Genomic DNA, 18,834 nt, shown 5'->3' on the forward strand with positions numbered 1-18,834 from the left:
AGGAGAGTCTTATGTATAGTTTTATCCAAAAGCCTTTGCTATTTGGTGCTGGCTTATGCTTAGGCTTATCTAGCCTTTTTGGTGCTAGTGAGCTTGAAACTATCATGAAAGAGCGAAACTTGAGTGAAAAAGATGTCTTAGCAGCAGCTAAAACATATCAACCAAGTGGTCGCAAAGATGAGTATATCGTCTTTAGTTCTGGCGGTCAAAGTGGCCAAGTAATCGTATATGGCGTCCCATCTATGAGAATTTACAAATATATAGGTGTATTCACTCCAGAGCCATGGCAAGGCTATGGCTATGATAGCGAGAGTAAGGCTGTATTAAAAGGCGGTGCTATCAGAGGCAAGGATATCACATGGGGTGATACTCACCACCCAAATTTCACTGAAAAAAATGGCGAATATGTAGGGGATTATCTATTTATAAATGATAAAGCCAATCCAAGAACAGCTGTTATAAATCTTAGTGATTTTGAAACTACTCAAATAGTAGTAAATCCAATTATGAAAAGCGAACACGGCGGTAGCTTTGTAACCCCAAACACAGAATATGTAATAGAAGCTAGCCAATACGCAGCTCCATTAGATGATAATTATCACCCAATCGAAGAGTATGAGTCTGTATATAGAGGTGCTATAACATTTTGGAAATTTGATTATCCAAAAGGTAAAATAGATGAGAAAGCTTCATTTTCACTTGAACTTCCTCCATATATGCAAGATCTAAGCGATGCCGGTAAAGGTGAGTCTATGGGTTGGGCATTTACTAATAGCTTTAACTCTGAGATGTATACAGGTGGTATAGAAAAAGGCTTACCACCATTTGAAGCTGGTATGAGTAGAAATGATACAGACTATTTACATATGTATAATTGGCAAATTTTAGAAAAATTGGCCAAAGATCCTAAAAACTACAAAATTATAAATAACCACAAAGTTATACCTATTAGTGTAGCTGTGGCAAATAATGCGTTGTTTTTAATCCCTGAACCAAAATCTCCACACGGCGTAGATGTAAGCCCTGATGGTAGATATATCTTAGTTGGTGGCAAGCTAGATACCCACGCTAGTGTCTATGACTTTAGAAAGATTAAAGCCTTAATAGACAAAAAAGAATTCGCCAACAAAGATCCATTTGGAATTCCAATCCTAGATATGCAAAAATCCCTACACGGACAAGTAGAGTTAGGCCTTGGGCCACTTCATAACGCTTTTGATTCTAAAGATGGTGTGGTATATACCTCTTTGTATGTCGATAGCCAAATCGTAAAATGGGATTATAAAAATTTAAAAACTCTAGATAGAGTAAATGTCCATTATAATATCGGCCACCTTGATACTATGGAGGGTAAATCAGCTAAGCCTGTTGGTAAATATGCCCTAGCATTAGATAAACTCTCTATAGATAGATTCAATCCTGTAGGCCCACTTCATCCACAAAATCACCAACTCATCGATATTGCTGGAGCAAAAATGGAGCTTATATATGATATGCCTATACCATTAGGTGAGCCTCATGATGTCGTATCTATATCAGCTAGCAAATTAAAACCGGCAATGACTTATAAAATGGGAACTAACTCAAGAACAGGCGAGCAATCAGTCGGTATGACTCTAGCTGGTCAAGAGAGAATCGAGAGAAATGGCAAAAATGTGACCGTATATGCGACCTTAGTAAGAAGCCACATAAATCCAGAGCATATTGAGGTAAATAAAGATGACAATGTAACAATCTATCTAACAAACCTTGAACGAGCCCAAGATGAGACTCACGGCTTTGCTATAGATCTATATAATGTCCATGCATCAATCGAACCAGGCAAAACAGCTAGTGTAAATTTCGTAGCAGATATGGAGGGTGTATTCCCTTATTATTGTACTGAGTTTTGCTCTGCTTTACACCTTGAAATGATGGGGTATTTATATGTTAAAGATCCAAACAAAAAATATGAATCCATCAAAAAAGCCAAACTAAAAGAGCTAAGCCCAGCAGAGCTACAAGCAGAGTATAAAAAAGTTATCGCTACAAATAAAGCCACAGATGATGTTATACAAAGTGTTGTCAAATTCTTAAAAGAGAAACACTTTGAAAAATATCCAAAAGTCAAACAACTTGTTGATGATGCTCTAGATCAATATAGCAAAATTCCTGAAGTCAAAGCAAAAGCCGATGAAGCTTACAAAAAAGGTGATATAAATGGCGCAATACTTTGGGAGTATCAAGTATGGCAATATATGGTTAAAACCGCCGATGTCGGCCTAAGAGCTAAAAACAATCTTACAAAAGCCCTAGCTACGCCTATGACTGCCGTACAAGCCCGTGGGGAAGAAGCCTATTTAAAAGGTGGATGTAATGGCTGCCATGTTATCGGTCAAGTAAGCTCTGGCCCGGATCTAACAGGAGTCTTGCTAAGACATGAAAACGCTGAAAAATGGGTATTTGAATTCATCAAAGATCCGGCTAGCAAATACGAAGAAGATTATGTAAAAGCTATGATTAACTTCTTTAATCTTAGAATGCCAAATCAACATATGAGCGATCAAGAGATCAAAGATATTATAGAGTATCTAAAATGGATCGATGAAAACGCTGGGTTGTATTAAAATAAATGGGGCGGAGATTTCCGCCTCGCTGATTAAATTTAATATCCGCCCAAATGGACTGATATTAAATTTAATTAAAGGATAAAGATGAAAAAATACCAACTCTACACTTTACTGGCTTTGATTTTAATGACTATAGGATTTACTATTCCTGTTATTGCCTATCACGGAGTGGCTAATAAGATTAAAAATAACACACAAATCCCAAGCTATGTCTATCCAATATATAATTTTTATACCAAATTTCAATACAAAAATCATCTAATCCCTACTGAAATTAAAAACGATCTAGCCAAAATGATAGACGCAAGAGTCGAAATCGGAGTGCCTAGTTTGCCTGTTTGGTATGTATCGCTTGAAGCACCAAATTATCCCAAAGAGGCCTTTCCCGATGGAATTCCAGTATATTTTCATGTAGATGGATATAGTGGCGATGTTCATGAGATGAATACCATAAATCACTATATCGGAATGTATCCTATGGAGTATGGTGGTAATGTAGAAAGAGCCATAGCACCATACTATTTGCTGATTGCCACAATATTTATGCTCTTATACCTATACTACAATGGCAAGGGGAATTTTCTTTTATTAATTCCTACTATTATAGCGCCAATTTTATTTATGAGTGCGTTTGTTGGTTGGCTATACTGGTATGGGCACAATATGCAAGAGTGGGGAGCATTTAAAATAAAGCCATTTATGCCAACAGCACTAGGCGATGGCAAGGTAGCACAATTCACCACTCACTCATATCCTGCTATAGGATTTTGGGTGATGATTACTATGAGTGCTCTATCTATTTTGGCGATATTTTCTAAAAACAGATATCTTAAGGGTAACTCATGAGAAAACTCTACTTAATAGCTATATTATTCATCTCTACTTTTGCTAATGAGCTACAAAATGCGATAGATAACGCAAATAGCGGAGATATAATAGAGCTTGGTAGTGGAGTCTATAATGGAAATATCATAATCAATAAGCCACTTACTATTGATGGAAAAGATAGAAGCGCTATCATTAAAGGCGATGGAAATGGTGATGTGATAAAAATCAATAGCTCAAATGTAAAAATATTAAATTTAACCATTGAAAATAGCGGTAATTCTCACACTACTATTGATTCAGCTATAAGTTGTGATAGCGCTAGTGGGGTTGAGATTATTAACAATGCTATCAAAAATTCACTTTTTGGAGTAAATTTTAAGCAGTGTAATGGATCTAAAATAGTTGATAATTTTATCACTTCAAAGCCTGTTGATTTAGGACTTAGAGGTGATGGAATTCGCCTATGGTATAGTCATGACAATATAGTACAAAACAACCATCTAAGCAAGAGCAGAGATATGGTAGTATGGTATTCTAGCAATAACCAAATTCGCAAAAATTATGGCGAATATGGTAGATACTCACTTCACTTTATGTATGCGGGTAAAAATTTAGTTGAAGAAAATATATTTAAATACAACTCTGTTGGTATATTTTTTATGTTCTCTTCTGGGACCACAGCTAGAAAAAATCAAGTTTTAAACTCCACTGGCACATTTGGGGTTGGTATTGGGATGAAAGATACGAGCGATTTTATCATACAAGATAACATTTTAGCTTATAATGCTAGGGGGCTTTATATAGATCAATCCCCATTTCAACCTGGCACCACAAATATCTATGAAAGAAATGAGATAATTTATAATACTATTGGAATTCAATTTCACGCTACGCAACACAAAAGTATATTTAATAACAATGATTTTATAGGTAATATGGAAGTCGCTATCAACGACACGCCCGGATCTAAAATAGATAAAAATGAGTGGCGCCAAAACTACTTTGATGATTATATAGGTTTTGATAAAAACAAAGATGGAATCGGTGATATTGAGTATAAAAATTTCACATATATCGACTCTCTTTGGCAATACTATCCGAATTTAAGGCTATTTTATGGAAGTGCGGTTATGAGTATTTTAAATTTCATCGCCAAAATTGCGCCATTTTCTGAGCCACAACTACTAATCACAGATACAAATCCGCTAATGGAGCCATATAATGAATAGAAGAGAATTTGGCATATTTAGCCTTATTGCAATTGGTGGTGCTATAGGTGGTGGGATGGTGATAAATAAATTTTATGAGCCCAAATCTCATCTTAGGCCACCTGGAAGTGTTGAGAATTTCGAATCTCTATGCATCAAATGCGGTCAATGCGTCCAAGTATGCCCATATCATAGTATAAATTTACTTGGATTTGATGATGGGATAAATTTAGCCACTGCTTATATAGACCCAAACAAAAGAGGTTGCTATTTATGCGATCTTTTCCCTTGTATTTTGGCCTGTCCTAGTGGAGCCTTAGATCATAATACAAATTCCATCAAAGATATTAAAATGGGAGTTGCTATAATCAAAGATATAGATAGATGTTACGCTAATAAAAAAATAAGCAAAAGCGATGTTAGTAGCTTATTAGAGCGTAAAACCTATAATCAAAGAGAGTATGATGCTAAACAAATTATAGAAGATAATATTGACAAAACCTGCTCACTATGCGTAAGCTCTTGCTTGGTTGATAATGCGATAAACTTTATCAAAATCAATGATAAAAATATTGTAAATATCAGTCCAAACTGCGTAGGATGTGGCGTTTGTCAAGAGGTATGCTTCGCTAATGTAATAGAAATTTTGCCAAATAAAAGTTATAAAGATATATATGGAGATTAAAATGAAAAAATCAATTATTATGCTATTAGGCGCTATTATATTTTTAGGATGCTCGGATCAAAAAGAGCAACAAAATGAGCTAGTTGAACAAAACACAACTACAAACTCAATCACAATAAAAAAAGGCAATAGCAATAACTCAAATTTGTCCGATGAGTGGGCTATCTATGATATAGATGGTAAGAAAAATATCAAATTTGGAATTGGCGAATCAAATCAAACCACCAAATCCATAGGCGCCATAGCCTTAAGAAGAGCACCACTTCAAAGTATCAATAAAGCTCTATTAAAAGGTCAATTAAGCAAAAATTTTATCACCAAATGTTCAGCTTGCCACGATGATTATGCCAATGGAATTATCGGGCCATCTTTATTAGATAAGACAAATAAGCAAATATATGATATGATAATTGCTTATCGCACCAAAACCAAAACAAATATTCTAATGAGCGATCTTGTCAATGCTATGAGCGATCAAGAGATAAAAGATATCGCTAATGAGATTAGTGAATTTAACAAACAATTTAGGAGCAAACAATGAATCTAGGCAAAGCTATAACCATATTTTTATCTATTTTAATCGTTATTTTAATGATATTTATGTTAGCTAACACACCTAGCCAACCAACGCAACAATCCACAATAGAGCCAAACCAAAATATCAAAAACGACGAAAATAACCAAAATAGCGAGTTTGAAGCTGAATTTAATAAGATAAAAGAGTTAAAACAGAGTATATCATCCAACAGCGATGGAGTTAGCAAACTATATCTACAAAGCTGTGCTCCTTGCCATGCTAAAGATGGCTCTGGAATCATCGCTCCATCAATTATCAAAAAGAGCAAAGAGGAGATTCTAGCTAGATTATATGATTATAAAGATGGAAAAATAGAAAATAGCTTAATGAAAGGACTTTTAGATAATGTCAGTGATGAAAATTTAACAATTCTAGCTGAAGAGATATCTAAATTTAAATAATATTATGGATAAATATAAAGGTCGTCAAACTATAGCCAATGCTGGGTTTTTCTCTACTTTTATAACTACTACAAAAAGTGGCAAAAAGCGTCCTAGCATAAGATTTTATCGATATTTTACTATGATTTTAATCCATCTTTTATTTGTTTTATCTTTTGTAGCAGATATCCAAGTAATCGAAGGTGATATAACTGGTTCTAGAATGCTAGGATTTCACTTAGCTGATCCATTTATAACCATACAAATTATCCTTAGTAGAGCAGAGCTACCTGTAAATCTACTCATTGGGGCTTTTACTATTTTGGGATTTTATATATTTTTTGCTGGGCGTGCCTTTTGCTCTTGGGTCTGTCCATATAACTTTTTTAGCGAATTTGCCGAGAGATTAAACGCTAAATTAATTAGCAAAAAAATAATCAAAAAAAGAGAATTTGATACCAAAATTAGATATATATTTTTGCTAGTTTTTGCTACTTTGAGCCTTAGTAGTGGATATTTGATATTTGAAATTTTCAATGTTGTAGGTATAATATCAAGATTTATAATCTATGGTTATAGTGCGGCGATTTGGTGGGTTGTTTTGGTTTTTTTGGTTGAAGTATTTTTTAGTAGGAGATTTTGGTGTAGATATATCTGCCCTATTGGGACGCTATACTCTTTGCTATCTAAATTTAGAGCTATAAAAGTAAGCTGGAATAAAGATAGATGCGATCACTGCGCTGTTTGTATGGATGTTTGTATCGTCCCAAAAGTATTAGAGATAACCAAAACAAAAAACAAAGATAACCCAAAAGATAAATTTAGCGTAGTAAGTGGCGATTGCACTATGTGTGGTAGATGTATTGATGTATGCCATCAAGATGCTTTAAGCTATGATAATATGCTTAAAAAACTTTTATAAGGATAAGTATTGATAAAAATAGAAAATATCACTAAAAAATTTGGCTCACAAACCATATTAAATAGCATAAATTTAGATATCTCAAATGGCCAAAAACTCTTAATAATAGGCCAAAACGGAGCAGGCAAATCTACATTAATGAAAGCGATCTTAGGTGAGATAATCTGCGATAATGGAAGTATATTAATAGATGGCATAAACCCCATTAAAGATAGAAAAAACGCCCTAAAATACCTAAGCTTTGTCCCACAAACTCCGCCACCGCTTAAGCTTAGTATTGCTCAACTTTGTCAATACTCAATCAGCTCAACAAAATCAAATTTAAACGATATAATAAGCTATCTAAAAGAGCTAGATCTAAGCTATGAAAAAGAGCATAAAAAGCCATTTTATAAACTCTCAGGCGGTATGAAACAAAAGGTATTAATAGCCTTAGCACTAGCTAGAGAGTCAAAAATTATAATGTTTGATGAACCAACAGCCAATCTAGACCCAGATGCTAGAGAGAAGTTTATAAATATTTTAAATTCTAAATTCAAATCTCACACATTAATATTTATCTCACATAGATTAAGCGAAGTTAAAGGTATTGTAAATCGCATTGTAGAGATGGATTTAGGCAATATAATCACAGATAGCGAGGTATAGAGTGAAAAATTTATTACTAATAGCAAAAATTGATATCAAAGAGAGTTTCGCCTCAAAATGGTTTTTATTTTACCTACTTACATTTGCTGGACTTATAGCTCTGTTTTTTGTAACTGGCGTTATAGATAGCAGAGTTGCTGGATTTAGCGGACTTACTAGAATGCTTTTACTCTTTATACAAATTTCTATAATTATTTTGCCTATATTTATCCTAATCACCACAGTAAGAAGTATAAACTCAGATAGAGAAGTTGGTGCATTAGAGTATCTACTTAGCTTTCCAATTTCGCTTAAAGAGTATTATTTTGGCAAGGCATTAGGGCGCGCATTTACCGTCTTTTTACCTATATTATTAGCTCTTATTTTATCTTTATTTATAGCTATTTTCAAAGATACTAAGATACCTTGGGGAATATTTTTTTACTATACATTATTATTGATGGTATTGTCATTTGTATTTTTATCATTTGGATTTTTAATCTCAAGCTTGATTAAAAGCAGTGAGCTTGGGCTTGGATTTTCATTTTTATTTTGGCTATTTTTGTTAGCGTTTTTAGACCTTGCTTTAATAGGCTTAATGATGAAAAGCTCCGTAAATGAAAATATCATATACGCTATATCGCTCTCTAATCCTATCGAGGTATTTAGAATCGCAGCAATTAGCCTATTTGATCCAAATTTAGCTCTAATTGGCCCAGCGGCGTATTTTATTTTAGATGGATTTGGTAGAATCAACTTCTTGATATATTCAGTTATTTATCCTATTTTACTTGGTATAATCTCGCTTTTAGTTGGTTATATACTCTTTTTAAAAAGAGATTTAGTATGAAAAAAATTATATATTTAACCATATTTGTTGGGGCAATTTTTGGGGCAAATTTAAGAGATGGTGAGTTTTTTAAAGATACGAATTCCACCTGCCCTATTAAATTTATAGATGTTTTCAAATATCCTGATTGGATAGCTGCTATTGAGTATAAAAATGGCAAAAAGGTGCTATTTAGCTCGGCAAAACAGATGTTTTACTATCTCTATACTAGCAAACCAAAAGAGGTAGTACCGATCAAAAAACTCTATGTCACAGACTATAAAACCAAAGAATTAATAGAAGCTACAGATGCCTTTTATATCTTTGGTAGTCGCATTGTGAGCTATAGCGGTGATGATCTCATACCATTTGCTAGTTACGAAGATGCCAAAGAATTTACTACTCAAACCTCTGCTAGTAGGATTTTTGAATTTAGTAAAATCAATAAAAAATTAATTGATTACTTAAATTAAGGAAAAAATATGAAAAAGATTTTATATATCATAAGTGCGATTATCCTTGGTGGTGTATTTGCTTTTATCGCAAATTCATCTGATAACCAAATTCAAAAGATATCTGCCGATTCTAATATCACTTGCGATCTAAATAGCCAAGATTGTATCGTTAATCACAATGGTGATAGTATCACTTTCTCATTTTATCCAAGACCGCTTGAAGCGATGGCACCACTTACTTTAAAGGTGAATGGGCTAAAAAATGAGTATAAAAACCTAAATGCTAGAATCTATGGCCTAAATATGGATATGGGGACAATTAAAGCAAATTTAGAAAACAGAGGCGATATATACGCAGGTTCAGTAGTGCTAAGCTCGTGCGTGGTAGAAGTGATGAATTATAGACTAGAATTATACGACAAGGACAAACCGCTTGGAATTTATATAGATTTTAATCTCAAATATTGATTTTAGATCAAATAGCCAAAATTAGGCTATTTGGCTATCAATTTGGCTTAAAAAATGTATCTAAATGTATATTTTCAAACGCCCCTTGCAAACTAGTAAATAGCTTTGGGTTTTGCTTTTCTAAAGTAGCTAAAAGCTCCTTAGTTTCAGCCCTAGCGTGTGGCATTTTGACATCAAATCTCATAGCAGGACAAGCCTCATCACCAATTACTCTAAGCTCATTTCTAATAGCATTATCACGCAATTGACGCTCACGCACATTGATAAGTGGTCGAATCACCACTATACCATTTTTGGCAGTGTATTTAGGCGCTAGAGTCCTTAACGCCCCATTATAAGTAAAATTCATAAAAAAACTCTCAACCGCATCATCTAAATGATGCCCAATAGCAAGTTTATTAAATCCATTAGCCAACGCATAAGTATAGAGATATCCCCGTCTCATACGACTAAAAAAGCTACAAAAGCTTGAATTTTTGCGAATTTTATCCTTGCTAATTTCAAAAATAGAGCTATCAATCACACTATGCTTTATCCCGTGTTCTTGGCAATGCTTGGTTAGATACTCATAATCCTCGCCCATACCATAGCTAAGGGTTACGGCTTGGAATTCAAATTTATCCGGCGTAACATTTTGAAAATGTTTTAAAATATGAGCCAGGCTTAAGCTATCCTTGCCACCGCTTAAACCCAATAAGATCTTATCATCTTTTTCAAACATCTTATATTTAGCATTAGTTTGACCTACTTGTCTAATTAGCTTTTTGCTTAATTCTATCATAAATTTTTTACCATTTCTAAGACAAATTTAGCCGATTTATCCGCTGCTTCAATCAAAAATTTATCAAAATCAATCTCCGCTTTTTTACCAGCTTCATCGCTAATAGCCCTAAGCATACAAAATCCAACCCCTAAAGCCGCACAAACTTGAGCCACACTCGCCCCTTCCATCTCCACTGCATCAGCTTTGAAAGTTGATTTAATCCACTCTTTTTTATCTTCATTACAGATAAATTGATCACCAGTAGCGACTATCCCACTTAGCAAATTCATCCCCAAAGCATTAGCTACTTTTTTAGCGACGCTATTTAGTATATCATCACTATTTTCAAATACATTTATACCAGGAACATATCCATGCGGATGGCCAAATGCCGTGATATCTAGATCGTGTTGGGCTGTAGAGGTGGTATAGATCATATCGCCAATTTTTAAATTCTCATTTAAAGCCCCGGCCACACCGGTAAATATCAGCTTCTCGCACCCAAATCTCTCTATCAAAATAGCCGCTGTTAATGCCGCATTTACCTTACCGATTTTGGAGTAGGCTATCACTAGCTCATGGCCAAAATAGTTGGCTTTGTAAAATGAATTTTTAGCGTGGTCTATCTTATCATATTCGCCAATCTCTTTTAGCAAAAATTCAATCTCTTCGCTCATTGCCCCAAGAATAGCAATTTTCATCTTAACGCCTCTAACGCTTCATTAAGTGAGCTTAAATTTGTTATGCTATAAGTTGGTTTATCACATATTTTTTTATTCATTCCCTTTAAGACATTTGCGCCAAATTCAACAAAACAATCAACGCCATCACAATAGTTTTTCACGCTATTTTGGTATAAAACTGGGCTAATTAATTGAAGTTTGAGTAGTTCTAAGGCCTCTTTTTTGGTTGTGTATTTCTTAGCAGTTACATTAGAGATAACAGGCGAAAACTCATCACTCAATAAATTCTCTAACTCATTAGCCAACTTCACACTAGCATTTTGAAGTAGCGGGCAATGGCTTGCTACACTCATATCAAGCAGCATAGCTCTCTTAGCTCCAGCTGATTTAAACTCATCTACGCTTAATTCAAGGTCACTTCTAATTCCAGCTACTACGATTTGACCATCGCAGTTATAATTCGCAGCCCAAATTTGCCTATTGCTATTTTGGCAAATCTCTTCTACTTTTTCATTGCTAAGACCTAACACCACCATCATACCAGCACCGATCCCAGAACAATCTTGAGCCATAAATTTACCACGCAAATTTACTAATTTAATAACATCAAGTGGCTTAATAGCACCACTTACGCTAAGGGCGCTAAATTCACCCAAAGAGTGGCCAAAGCTAAACTCAGGTTTTATAGATAGGCTATTTTTAAAGGCTTCAAAACACATTAATGAGTTTAAAACAATCGCCGGTTGAGTAAATTCAGACTCTCCTAGCTTATCATTTTCTGCAAATAATAAGGATTTAAAATCAATACCGCAATGCTCACTAGCACTATCTAATAGCTCTTGAGCTACCTTAAACTCACTATATATCTCTTGACCCATACCGACACTTTGTGAGCCTTGGCCAGGAAAAATAAATGCAACTTTCATGCTACACTCTTAATGGTGTTTTCCACAGCATCCACCACCATTTTCATCATGGTGAGCGCCATTACAACAACCATCATCATGACTTCCGCAACCGCCGTGTCCATGATGATGACCGTGATGATGAGAGTGACCACCACAACCACACACATGTGGCATAGCCACAACACCTGTTAGCTCCTCATCGGCGTCTGCGTCTCTATTTTCTGTGATTTGAACATTAAATTCCAAATCCTTACCAGCGTATGGATGGTTAAAATCCACAGTAACATCATTTTCGCCGATAGATTTCACACTTACACGAACTGTGCTTCCATCCTCACCCTCACCAAAAAGCTCCATACCAACACTCAAATCAATACCGGCAAACTGCTCTTTTGGCAAGGTTTGAAGAGCGCTTTCATCATACTCGCCCACACCTTGGCTAGCTGGAATTTTAATAGTAGCTTTCTCACCCACGGCTAAATTCAAAACACCGCTCTCTAAAGCATCTAAAACTTGATTTTTACCACTTACAAAAGCGATCTCTTGACCGCCCAAATTTGATTCTAAAAGCTCGCCTGTATTGGCATCTTTTAATTCATAGAACATTTTTATAACTTTTGACATATTTTCTCCTAAATTTATTTTCTATCTGGTGCTGCTGCGGCCTCTGGGCTATCTGGATAGGCTTGCTTTAATGCTTTATAAAATTTATTAGCACTATTTGTATCACCTATTTTGTCAAAACTAATAGCTGTGTGATATAGAAGTTTTGGCATATATTTACCTTTTTGGCTGATAGCAACGCTCTTTTCGTAATATGGAATAGCGGTTTTGTAGTTTTTGTTAAAATACTCAATCTCTCCAAGCATAAAATTTGAATAAGCTGGTTTATAATTTTTCTTAATCAAACTCGCAAAACATTCACTAGCTTTCAAATACTCCTTAGATTTATAGGCTTTATCCGCCATCTCAAGCAACTCAGCACCCGGGATATCATTGTATTTTAAATTATCGCTTTTTTTCTCACTATCAGCTTGTTTAGCTTTAGAGTCTGAATTTAACTCTTTTGGATTAGCTGCTTCTGAGTGTTTAGAATCTATCAAAGCAGTTAGTTGGCTAAGTGCGTTTGTGATATTTTTGATATCTTTGTCGTGTTGAGTTTGAGTTGTTTTGATTTGAGATTTTAAATTTGATATATCATTAGAATTTGTGGCTTTTTGCGAATTTACGCTATTTTCTAATTCAGTTATTCTAGTCTCCATAGCTAAAATTCTCTTATTTATGCCATCTAAAAGACTCTTGACACCTTCGATATTCTCTTGAACTAAAGATACATCGGACTGCATTGTGCCGATATTTTGATCTAATCTATCTACTTTTTTTTTATTGTTTAATAAGACCTTTTCATTCTCAGTTAAACCATATGGATTTTCTTTATTTATGTTACCTGCATCGAATACTGAAACTTCAGCAAATATAGAAGTTGCAGCCACTAAGGCTGCAAGGTGGATTGATTTTTTCATATATTGAAATGAAATTATGGAAGCAATCTAAATTCATCACGACGATTTTGAGCGTCGCAAGCTTTTGTTTTGTCAGTACATACAGGTTTGCTCTCTCCATTACTTGTAATCTCTATTCTATCAGCAGCTATGCCTTGAGCTATTAGAGCATCTTTACCAGCTTTTGCTCTTTTAACGCCTAGAGCGTAGTTATACTCATCACTACCCCACTCATCGCAGTTACCTTCTATCATGATTTTGAAATTACCAGCTTGGTTAAAGATAGAAGCATTTTGATTAATTACGCCTTGCATATCTGGACGGATATTGAATTTATCAAAATCAAAATATACATTTCTAACTTGCGCTTGTAGAGAATTTAATCTTTCAGCATCACTCATCATACCTTGTTGGCCAGCTTTGTTTGCATCAGCACTCATATCCACTTCTGGAGCTTTTGAGCTACAACCAGCCATAAATAGAGCCGCAGCTACAGTTGAAAGTAAAACTAACTTTTTCATTTTATTCCTTTTGTTGAAAATTTGGGCGTTATTATATCATAATTATTTAAATTTTAAGATATAAAAATATATTTTACCAATCAATTGATTGAAGTTTTCCTATTCTTAATGGAAACTGAAAACTTCTATTTTCATTTACTCTTATAATCCCAACCGCACTATTACCATCTAAATTTTTAATGAAAATGATGCTCCCACCATCACTAGAAAATCTAGGATAAGTATTAACCCCACCAGCTGTAAGCTGCCTTACATAATCACTCTTAGTTGAGATCAAATATAGATTAAAGGTCTTTTGAGCATACTCATTGACGTTTTCACGACTAGAATATACTACATAATTTTCAAAAGTGCTAATTGAGTTGTTGTTTTTGCCGTGAAATACCATCTGCTCCACCGCTCCACCATCTACACTAGTAGCAAAAATATTAGGATATCCTAATCTATCACTTACAAAAACAACCCTAGAATCATTATCTACAAAATTGCCATTGACATCAATTCCACTAAATGTGGTAATTCTTTTGAATTTTTTACTTATTATATCATATAGATAAATATCGCTTTGATCGTTTGGTGCCATACTTAAAAGCAACTTGGTGCCATCTTGGCTGACATCGCTTGCTACTATCATCCCACCACTTTGAGCGATTTTGCTTTTATGATTATTATCTAAATTAAATTTATATAGCGTAGGGACTGAATTTATATATGAAGTGTAATAAAAGGCGCTTTGATCTTTATTTGCCCATTTTGGGAAGATATTTAATCCGCCGCTTATTATGATTTTTTGGTATGTTAGCGTATAATCTGCTACTATAATATTGCTCTTACCTGGTGAAGTGTATTGAGAAAATATGATAGATTTATCCATCCAATCCACAGGTGATAAATTCAAATTTCTAGCCATATCCACCATGCTCTTGTGAGCTAAAAATACGAATTTATCAACACTTTGCGTGTATTCATTGCTAAATCTAATCTGATTTGTCTTGACATTTATTATTTTAAATTTCAAACTTAGCTTATCACCTAATTGAGTTAAAGAGTATCTATATATAAGATCAGCTCTCTCATCGGCGCTTATTATCGCACTATCATCAAATCCGCTAGTGTAGTATTTATCAGATACTTCAAATGCGGATCCAACTTTTAAATCACCAACAACAAGCTTAAAAAATTTATCTTGCATTGCTCTATTAGCAAAATCCTTAGTTGCATCTTGGACTATAATTTTAGGTAAGACTAACCCTTTGTTAATCACATCTATCGTAGCATCTGCACTAAACAATCCTACACAGATACTAAGTAACAAAAATATCTTTTTCACTCTAACTCCGTTTCTATTTGGTCTATTAAATTTATATTTATCACTACAGCGTTTTGACTAGGCGGGGTTGGAAAATCCAAATCTTTTAACTGCTCTAGATACTCTCTTACCTTGCTATTAAAAGCACTGCTTAGTGAATATTTCTCCACACTATAGCTTAATTTTCCAAATTTATCTATAATGATTTGAACTTTTGCTTGATTATTTGTATCGGCTTTGTATGCCATCCATCTGCTTTGTATAATCTCAACTATATCGCCCATATATTTATTATAAACCCCTGTCATAGATGATTTGGGTGCTTTAGCATCTATATCTTTTTGGAGCGATGCGACTATATCGGCTGCACTTTTAGAGCTTGGCTCGGGGGCGCTTTTAGCGTTACTTTGGACTGCTTGAGTAGTGCTTGGCGTGATATCTATGGGCGCTGCTCCGCTAAAAAGATCGCTGAAATTTAAATTTGGTGTATCTGGTTTGGATGGGGGTAGATCTTTATTAGTTGTTTGTTGTTGTGGTTTTTCTTCTATTTTTTCTTCTATTGTTGTATCTTTTACTTTTATATTTTTTTGCTCTGGAGCCGCTATAATCTCACCAAGATTAGTCTCAATCACAAAAACATCCATAAATGCATCTTTATCATTTGTATATTTTGTGCTATCTTCATAATTGCTAAGTTTGTAAAATATAAAAGATATGATAAAAACATATAAGATCAAAGAGAGCCAAAAAGCACTCGTAGTGTTATATGAGATGCCAAATTTACTATTCATTAGCCATTTGTCTCTAAAGCAACCTTAGAAAAGCCGGCATTTTTCATACTTTTTAAAACAAACATAACATCATCATAAATCAATCTTTTATCGGCTTTTATATATACTGGGGAATTTTTATCATATTTTTTAGATATTAAGATTAGATTATCACCTAATTCATTTAATGAAATTTTAGATTGATCTATATAAACTTGCCTTTGAGCGTCTATTCTGACTGTTAAACTCTTTATCTCTTGAGATAATACTTTGGATTTTGATCCATCAGGTAAGGTAATCTGTTCTTCATATATAATGGCTGGTGTTGTAACCATCAAAATAGCCAGCAAAACCAGCATTATATCAACCAAAGGAGTTATATTTAACTCTGGATTTTCATCAAAATTTATCATCTATCTACTACTAAGCAATAAATTTGACTCTCTTTGTATAAGGCTTATTAGCTCGTAGGCTTTACGCTTTATTAAGAGATTAAAGCTATAAGCAGGAATTGCTACAAAAATCCCGCAACCTGTGGCAACCAACGCTTCAGAAATTGCTGGAGCGATCACCGATAAAGATGCTGAGCCACCACCACTACCTAAAGCTGCAAAAGTCTCTAATATACTAATAACAGTCCCAAATAACCCAATAAATGGTGAAGTTGATGCTATTATAGATAAAGTTGTCAAACCGCTTGTAGAGTTAGTTTGAGCTAATGATATGAAGACCTCTAAATGCTCTTTGGTTAAATTCTCTTGTGGGCATTTTTTTAAAGATGAATCCGTGGTATCTAGTTTCTTACCTAAAAGAATCGCCTCTAAGGCTTGTTTCTCTCTTTTGATCCAGCGATTTAGCCCACTATATCGTGAGAATAAAATAGTAAAAGTGATGACAAAATATAGCGACAACCATGATAAAACAATGATTGTCACTAAACTACTTTTGGATAGATAACTTATAAAAAGCTCCATAGTATCTACTTATCTAGCTCTTGCTGAATTCTCTATCTTAGCCAAAGCAGTAGCCAAGATACCATTATTATCTTGCATTTTTCTAACAAGAGCTTTGGCATTTTCTATGGATTTAGCGATATCACTTTCGCTATTACCGCTCACATATACAGCACCATCAACTAAGATACTAATCTTATCTTCATCAATCTTAGCATAACCCCAATCAATAGCAACAGCATCGTGCGTTCCATCCAAATTTTCGATATCAACTACTCCAATTTGAAGTAGTGAAACTAAAGAGGCGTGGCCTGGCAAAACTCCAAATTCACCATCCGCACCAGGAAGAACTACCATTTTAGCATCATTAGAAAATATTAGCCCTTCTGGGGTGACTATTTCTAAATGTATTGTATTCATATAGCTTCCTTTTTGGCTTACGATTTCATCTTTTCAGCTTTAGCGATAGCCTCATCAATATTTCCTACCATATAAAATGCATTTTCTGGTAGGTGATCATATTTACCTTCTAAAATGCCCTTAAATCCCGCAATTGTCTCTTCTAAGCTCACATATTTACCAGGGCTTCCTGTGAAAACTTCAGCTACGAAGAATGGTTGAGATAGGTATTTTTCTATTTTTCTAGCTCTATCAACTGTAAGTTTATCTTCTTCACTTAGCTCATCCATACCAAGGATTGCGATAATATCTTGTAAATCTTTATATTTTTGTAATACCGCTTGAACTCCACGAGCTATTTTATAGTGCTCTTCACCTAAAATTTGAGGATCTAACATTCTTGAAGTAGAATCTAGCGGATCAACTGCTGGATAGATACCCTTTTCAGCAATAGCACGGTTAAGAACTGTAGTCGCATCAAGGTGAGCAAAAACTGTCGCAGGGGCTGGGTCAGTAAGGTCATCAGCTGGGACATATACAGCTTGCACTGATGTGATAGAGCCTTTTTTGGTTGATGTGATTCTCTCTTGCAGTTTTCCCATCTCACTAGCAAGTGTTGGTTGATAACCAACAGCACTTGGGATACGGCCAAGAAGTGCTGACATCTCTGAACCTGATTGAGAAAATCTAAAGATATTATCAATAAACATAAGAACATCTAATCCCATCTCATCACGGAAGTATTCAGCCATTGTAAGACCAGTAAGTGCTATACGATTTCTTGCCCCTGGTGGCTCATTCATTTGACCATAGCATAGGGCAACTTTGTCTAAAACACCTGATTCTTTCATCTCATTATAAAGGTCATTACCCTCTCTTGTCCTCTCACCAACACCAGCAAATACAGAGTAACCACTATGTTTAAAAGCAACATTGTGGATCAGCTCCATTATGATAACTGTCTTACCAACACCAGCACCACCAAATAGTCCAACTTTACCACCTTTTGCGTATGGAGCTAAAAGATCAACTACTTTTATACCTGTTTCAAAAATTTCGCTTTTTGTGCTTTGTTCTTCAAATGGCGGTGGATCTCTATGGATAGACCATTTTGTATCAAATTTCTCTTCAGCACCTTCATCTATCAAATCGCCAACAACATTGAAAATTCTACCCAAAACTTTTTCACCTACTGGAACGCTAATAGGCGCACCAAGAGCAGTGGCTTCTAATCCCCTAGTAAGCCCTTCGCTCATATCCATAGCGATTGTTCTAACTCTATTATCGCCTAGATGTGCAGCGGTTTCTAAAACTAATCTATGTCTATTACCCTCAACACTAAAATTCACTTCGATAGCTTCGTTAATCTTAGGCAAGTAGTCTTTGAAATCAACATCAACTACAGGACCCATAACTTGGCTAATTACACCTTTCATTA

The 18,834-nt window shown here is 34.8% G+C and carries 23 protein-coding genes; 11 read left to right on the forward strand and 12 right to left on the reverse strand.

The genetic code is table 11. From position 1 onward, the window contains the following. Positions 1–11: 11 nt before the first annotated feature. The 11 genes from nosZ to CLAN_RS06065 all read left to right on the forward strand — a co-directional run bounded on the left by nosZ (position 12) and on the right by CLAN_RS06065 (position 9,588). Complete coding sequence (gene nosZ, locus CLAN_RS06015) at positions 12–2,606, forward strand: Sec-dependent nitrous-oxide reductase (protein ID WP_096025949.1); 2,595 nt, start codon at positions 12–14, stop codon at positions 2,604–2,606. A gap of 87 nt (positions 2,607–2,693) precedes the next feature. Beyond that, the gene (locus CLAN_RS06020) at positions 2,694–3,455 is read left to right on the forward strand and encodes a cytochrome C (RefSeq protein ID WP_100590827.1); all 762 of its coding nucleotides are present in this window, start codon (positions 2,694–2,696) and stop codon (positions 3,453–3,455) included. Further along, positions 3,452–4,666: a nitrous oxide reductase family maturation protein NosD gene (locus CLAN_RS06025; RefSeq protein ID WP_100590828.1), complete on the forward strand. Its 1,215-nt coding sequence runs from the start codon at positions 3,452–3,454 to the stop codon at positions 4,664–4,666. The genes CLAN_RS06020 and CLAN_RS06025 overlap by 4 nt, the downstream gene beginning before the upstream one ends. Continuing rightward, positions 4,659–5,330, forward strand: a complete 672-nt coding sequence (locus CLAN_RS06030; RefSeq protein ID WP_096027599.1) for a 4Fe-4S dicluster domain-containing protein — start codon at positions 4,659–4,661, stop codon at positions 5,328–5,330. Before CLAN_RS06025 ends, CLAN_RS06030 begins: the two co-directional genes overlap by 8 nt. A 1-nt stretch (position 5,331) precedes the next feature. Continuing rightward, the gene (locus tag CLAN_RS06035) at positions 5,332–5,871 is read left to right on the forward strand and encodes a c-type cytochrome (protein WP_096014068.1); all 540 of its coding nucleotides are present in this window, start codon (positions 5,332–5,334) and stop codon (positions 5,869–5,871) included. Then, positions 5,868–6,308 (forward strand): c-type cytochrome, encoded by a 441-nt coding sequence (locus tag CLAN_RS06040; protein ID WP_096014069.1) that lies wholly within the window; start codon positions 5,868–5,870, stop codon positions 6,306–6,308. The genes CLAN_RS06035 and CLAN_RS06040 overlap by 4 nt, the downstream gene beginning before the upstream one ends. Positions 6,309–6,312: 4 nt before the next feature. Beyond that, positions 6,313–7,209 carry a NapH/MauN family ferredoxin-type protein gene (locus CLAN_RS06045; RefSeq protein ID WP_096014070.1) on the forward strand — a complete coding sequence of 299 codons (897 nt, stop codon included), beginning with the start codon at positions 6,313–6,315 and terminating at the stop codon, positions 7,207–7,209. Positions 7,210–7,218: 9 nt separating this feature from the next. Continuing rightward, a complete protein-coding gene (locus tag CLAN_RS06050; RefSeq protein ID WP_096014071.1) occupies positions 7,219–7,857 on the forward strand; it encodes an ATP-binding cassette domain-containing protein in 639 nt (212 codons plus the stop codon). Between the two features lies 1 nt (position 7,858). Then, positions 7,859–8,686 (forward strand): ABC transporter permease, encoded by an 828-nt coding sequence (locus tag CLAN_RS06055; protein WP_096014072.1) that lies wholly within the window; start codon positions 7,859–7,861, stop codon positions 8,684–8,686. Continuing rightward, a complete protein-coding gene (locus tag CLAN_RS06060; RefSeq protein ID WP_096014073.1) occupies positions 8,683–9,138 on the forward strand; it encodes a nitrous oxide reductase accessory protein NosL in 456 nt (151 codons plus the stop codon). The genes CLAN_RS06055 and CLAN_RS06060 overlap by 4 nt, the downstream gene beginning before the upstream one ends. Before the next feature lie 9 nt (positions 9,139–9,147). Further along, on the forward strand, positions 9,148–9,588 hold the full coding sequence (locus CLAN_RS06065; protein ID WP_096015244.1) for a hypothetical protein: 441 nt from the start codon (positions 9,148–9,150) through the stop codon (positions 9,586–9,588). A 37-nt stretch (positions 9,589–9,625) separates the two neighbouring features. Here the strand turns inward: CLAN_RS06065 and CLAN_RS06070 are convergent, their stop codons facing one another. The 12 genes from CLAN_RS06070 to atpD all read right to left on the reverse strand — a co-directional run bounded on the left by CLAN_RS06070 (position 9,626) and on the right by atpD (position 18,832). Then, positions 9,626–10,369, reverse strand: a complete 744-nt coding sequence (locus CLAN_RS06070; protein ID WP_096014075.1) for a tRNA 2-thiocytidine biosynthesis TtcA family protein — start codon at positions 10,367–10,369, stop codon at positions 9,626–9,628. Then, entirely contained in the window at positions 10,366–11,052 is a 687-nt protein-coding gene (locus tag CLAN_RS06075; RefSeq protein ID WP_096014076.1) for a 5'-methylthioadenosine/adenosylhomocysteine nucleosidase, read from the reverse strand. Before CLAN_RS06075 ends, CLAN_RS06070 begins: the two co-directional genes overlap by 4 nt. Further along, positions 11,049–11,960, reverse strand: coding sequence for an ACP S-malonyltransferase (gene fabD / locus CLAN_RS06080; protein WP_100590829.1), 912 nt, complete (start codon positions 11,958–11,960; stop codon positions 11,049–11,051). Before fabD ends, CLAN_RS06075 begins: the two co-directional genes overlap by 4 nt. Positions 11,961–11,969: 9 nt before the next feature. Beyond that, entirely contained in the window at positions 11,970–12,566 is a 597-nt protein-coding gene (locus CLAN_RS06085) for an FKBP-type peptidyl-prolyl cis-trans isomerase (protein WP_096018355.1), read from the reverse strand. A gap of 14 nt (positions 12,567–12,580) precedes the next feature. After that, positions 12,581–13,465, reverse strand: a complete 885-nt coding sequence (locus CLAN_RS06090) for a tetratricopeptide repeat protein (RefSeq protein ID WP_096014079.1) — start codon at positions 13,463–13,465, stop codon at positions 12,581–12,583. A 14-nt stretch (positions 13,466–13,479) separates the two neighbouring features. Continuing rightward, positions 13,480–13,965: an OmpA family protein gene (locus tag CLAN_RS06095; RefSeq protein ID WP_096014080.1), complete on the reverse strand. Its 486-nt coding sequence runs from the start codon at positions 13,963–13,965 to the stop codon at positions 13,480–13,482. A 73-nt stretch (positions 13,966–14,038) separates the two neighbouring features. Continuing rightward, positions 14,039–15,295: a Tol-Pal system protein TolB gene (gene tolB, locus CLAN_RS06100; RefSeq protein ID WP_100590830.1), complete on the reverse strand. Its 1,257-nt coding sequence runs from the start codon at positions 15,293–15,295 to the stop codon at positions 14,039–14,041. Next, positions 15,292–16,065, reverse strand: coding sequence for a TonB C-terminal domain-containing protein (locus tag CLAN_RS06105; RefSeq protein WP_096026564.1), 774 nt, complete (start codon positions 16,063–16,065; stop codon positions 15,292–15,294). The genes tolB and CLAN_RS06105 overlap by 4 nt, the downstream gene beginning before the upstream one ends. Then, positions 16,065–16,457 carry a biopolymer transporter ExbD gene (locus CLAN_RS06110; protein WP_096014083.1) on the reverse strand — a complete coding sequence of 131 codons (393 nt, stop codon included), beginning with the start codon at positions 16,455–16,457 and terminating at the stop codon, positions 16,065–16,067. Before CLAN_RS06110 ends, CLAN_RS06105 begins: the two co-directional genes overlap by 1 nt. Then, a complete protein-coding gene (locus CLAN_RS06115; protein ID WP_096014084.1) occupies positions 16,458–17,018 on the reverse strand; it encodes a MotA/TolQ/ExbB proton channel family protein in 561 nt (186 codons plus the stop codon). A 9-nt stretch (positions 17,019–17,027) separates the two neighbouring features. Continuing rightward, positions 17,028–17,417, reverse strand: a complete 390-nt coding sequence (atpC, locus tag CLAN_RS06120; RefSeq protein ID WP_096014085.1) for an ATP synthase F1 subunit epsilon — start codon at positions 17,415–17,417, stop codon at positions 17,028–17,030. Positions 17,418–17,434: 17 nt separating this feature from the next. Further along, complete coding sequence (atpD, locus tag CLAN_RS06125; RefSeq protein WP_096014086.1) at positions 17,435–18,832, reverse strand: F0F1 ATP synthase subunit beta; 1,398 nt, start codon at positions 18,830–18,832, stop codon at positions 17,435–17,437. Positions 18,833–18,834 lie beyond the last annotated feature (2 nt).

It is taken from the genome of Campylobacter lanienae NCTC 13004 (genome assembly GCF_002139935.1).
In the GTDB taxonomy this organism is placed as follows: domain Bacteria; phylum Campylobacterota; class Campylobacteria; order Campylobacterales; family Campylobacteraceae; genus Campylobacter; species Campylobacter lanienae.

What these genes read in the sequence shown, in the direction of transcription:
- nosZ (WP_096025949.1), top strand. Translation starts at nt 12, where the DNA reads ATGTATAGTTTTATCCAAAAGCCTTTGCTATTTGGTGCTGGCTTATGC.
- CLAN_RS06020 (WP_100590827.1), top strand. Translation starts at nt 2,694, where the DNA reads ATGAAAAAATACCAACTCTACACTTTACTGGCTTTGATTTTAATGACT.
- CLAN_RS06025 (WP_100590828.1), top strand. Translation starts at nt 3,452, where the DNA reads ATGAGAAAACTCTACTTAATAGCTATATTATTCATCTCTACTTTTGCT.
- CLAN_RS06030 (WP_096027599.1), top strand. Translation starts at nt 4,659, where the DNA reads ATGAATAGAAGAGAATTTGGCATATTTAGCCTTATTGCAATTGGTGGT.
- CLAN_RS06035 (WP_096014068.1), top strand. Translation starts at nt 5,332, where the DNA reads ATGAAAAAATCAATTATTATGCTATTAGGCGCTATTATATTTTTAGGA.
- CLAN_RS06040 (WP_096014069.1), top strand. Translation starts at nt 5,868, where the DNA reads ATGAATCTAGGCAAAGCTATAACCATATTTTTATCTATTTTAATCGTT.
- CLAN_RS06045 (WP_096014070.1), top strand. Translation starts at nt 6,313, where the DNA reads ATGGATAAATATAAAGGTCGTCAAACTATAGCCAATGCTGGGTTTTTC.
- CLAN_RS06060 (WP_096014073.1), top strand. Translation starts at nt 8,683, where the DNA reads ATGAAAAAAATTATATATTTAACCATATTTGTTGGGGCAATTTTTGGG.
- CLAN_RS06065 (WP_096015244.1), top strand. Translation starts at nt 9,148, where the DNA reads ATGAAAAAGATTTTATATATCATAAGTGCGATTATCCTTGGTGGTGTA.
- CLAN_RS06070 (WP_096014075.1), bottom strand. Translation starts at nt 10,369, where the DNA reads ATGATAGAATTAAGCAAAAAGCTAATTAGACAAGTAGGTCAAACTAAT.
- CLAN_RS06075 (WP_096014076.1), bottom strand. Translation starts at nt 11,052, where the DNA reads ATGAAAATTGCTATTCTTGGGGCAATGAGCGAAGAGATTGAATTTTTG.
- fabD (WP_100590829.1), bottom strand. Translation starts at nt 11,960, where the DNA reads ATGAAAGTTGCATTTATTTTTCCTGGCCAAGGCTCACAAAGTGTCGGT.
- CLAN_RS06085 (WP_096018355.1), bottom strand. Translation starts at nt 12,566, where the DNA reads ATGTCAAAAGTTATAAAAATGTTCTATGAATTAAAAGATGCCAATACA.
- CLAN_RS06090 (WP_096014079.1), bottom strand. Translation starts at nt 13,465, where the DNA reads ATGAAAAAATCAATCCACCTTGCAGCCTTAGTGGCTGCAACTTCTATA.
- CLAN_RS06095 (WP_096014080.1), bottom strand. Translation starts at nt 13,965, where the DNA reads ATGAAAAAGTTAGTTTTACTTTCAACTGTAGCTGCGGCTCTATTTATG.
- CLAN_RS06105 (WP_096026564.1), bottom strand. Translation starts at nt 16,065, where the DNA reads ATGAATAGTAAATTTGGCATCTCATATAACACTACGAGTGCTTTTTGG.
- CLAN_RS06110 (WP_096014083.1), bottom strand. Translation starts at nt 16,457, where the DNA reads ATGATAAATTTTGATGAAAATCCAGAGTTAAATATAACTCCTTTGGTT.
- CLAN_RS06115 (WP_096014084.1), bottom strand. Translation starts at nt 17,018, where the DNA reads ATGGAGCTTTTTATAAGTTATCTATCCAAAAGTAGTTTAGTGACAATC.
- atpC (WP_096014085.1), bottom strand. Translation starts at nt 17,417, where the DNA reads ATGAATACAATACATTTAGAAATAGTCACCCCAGAAGGGCTAATATTT.
- atpD (WP_096014086.1), bottom strand. Translation starts at nt 18,832, where the DNA reads ATGAAAGGTGTAATTAGCCAAGTTATGGGTCCTGTAGTTGATGTTGAT.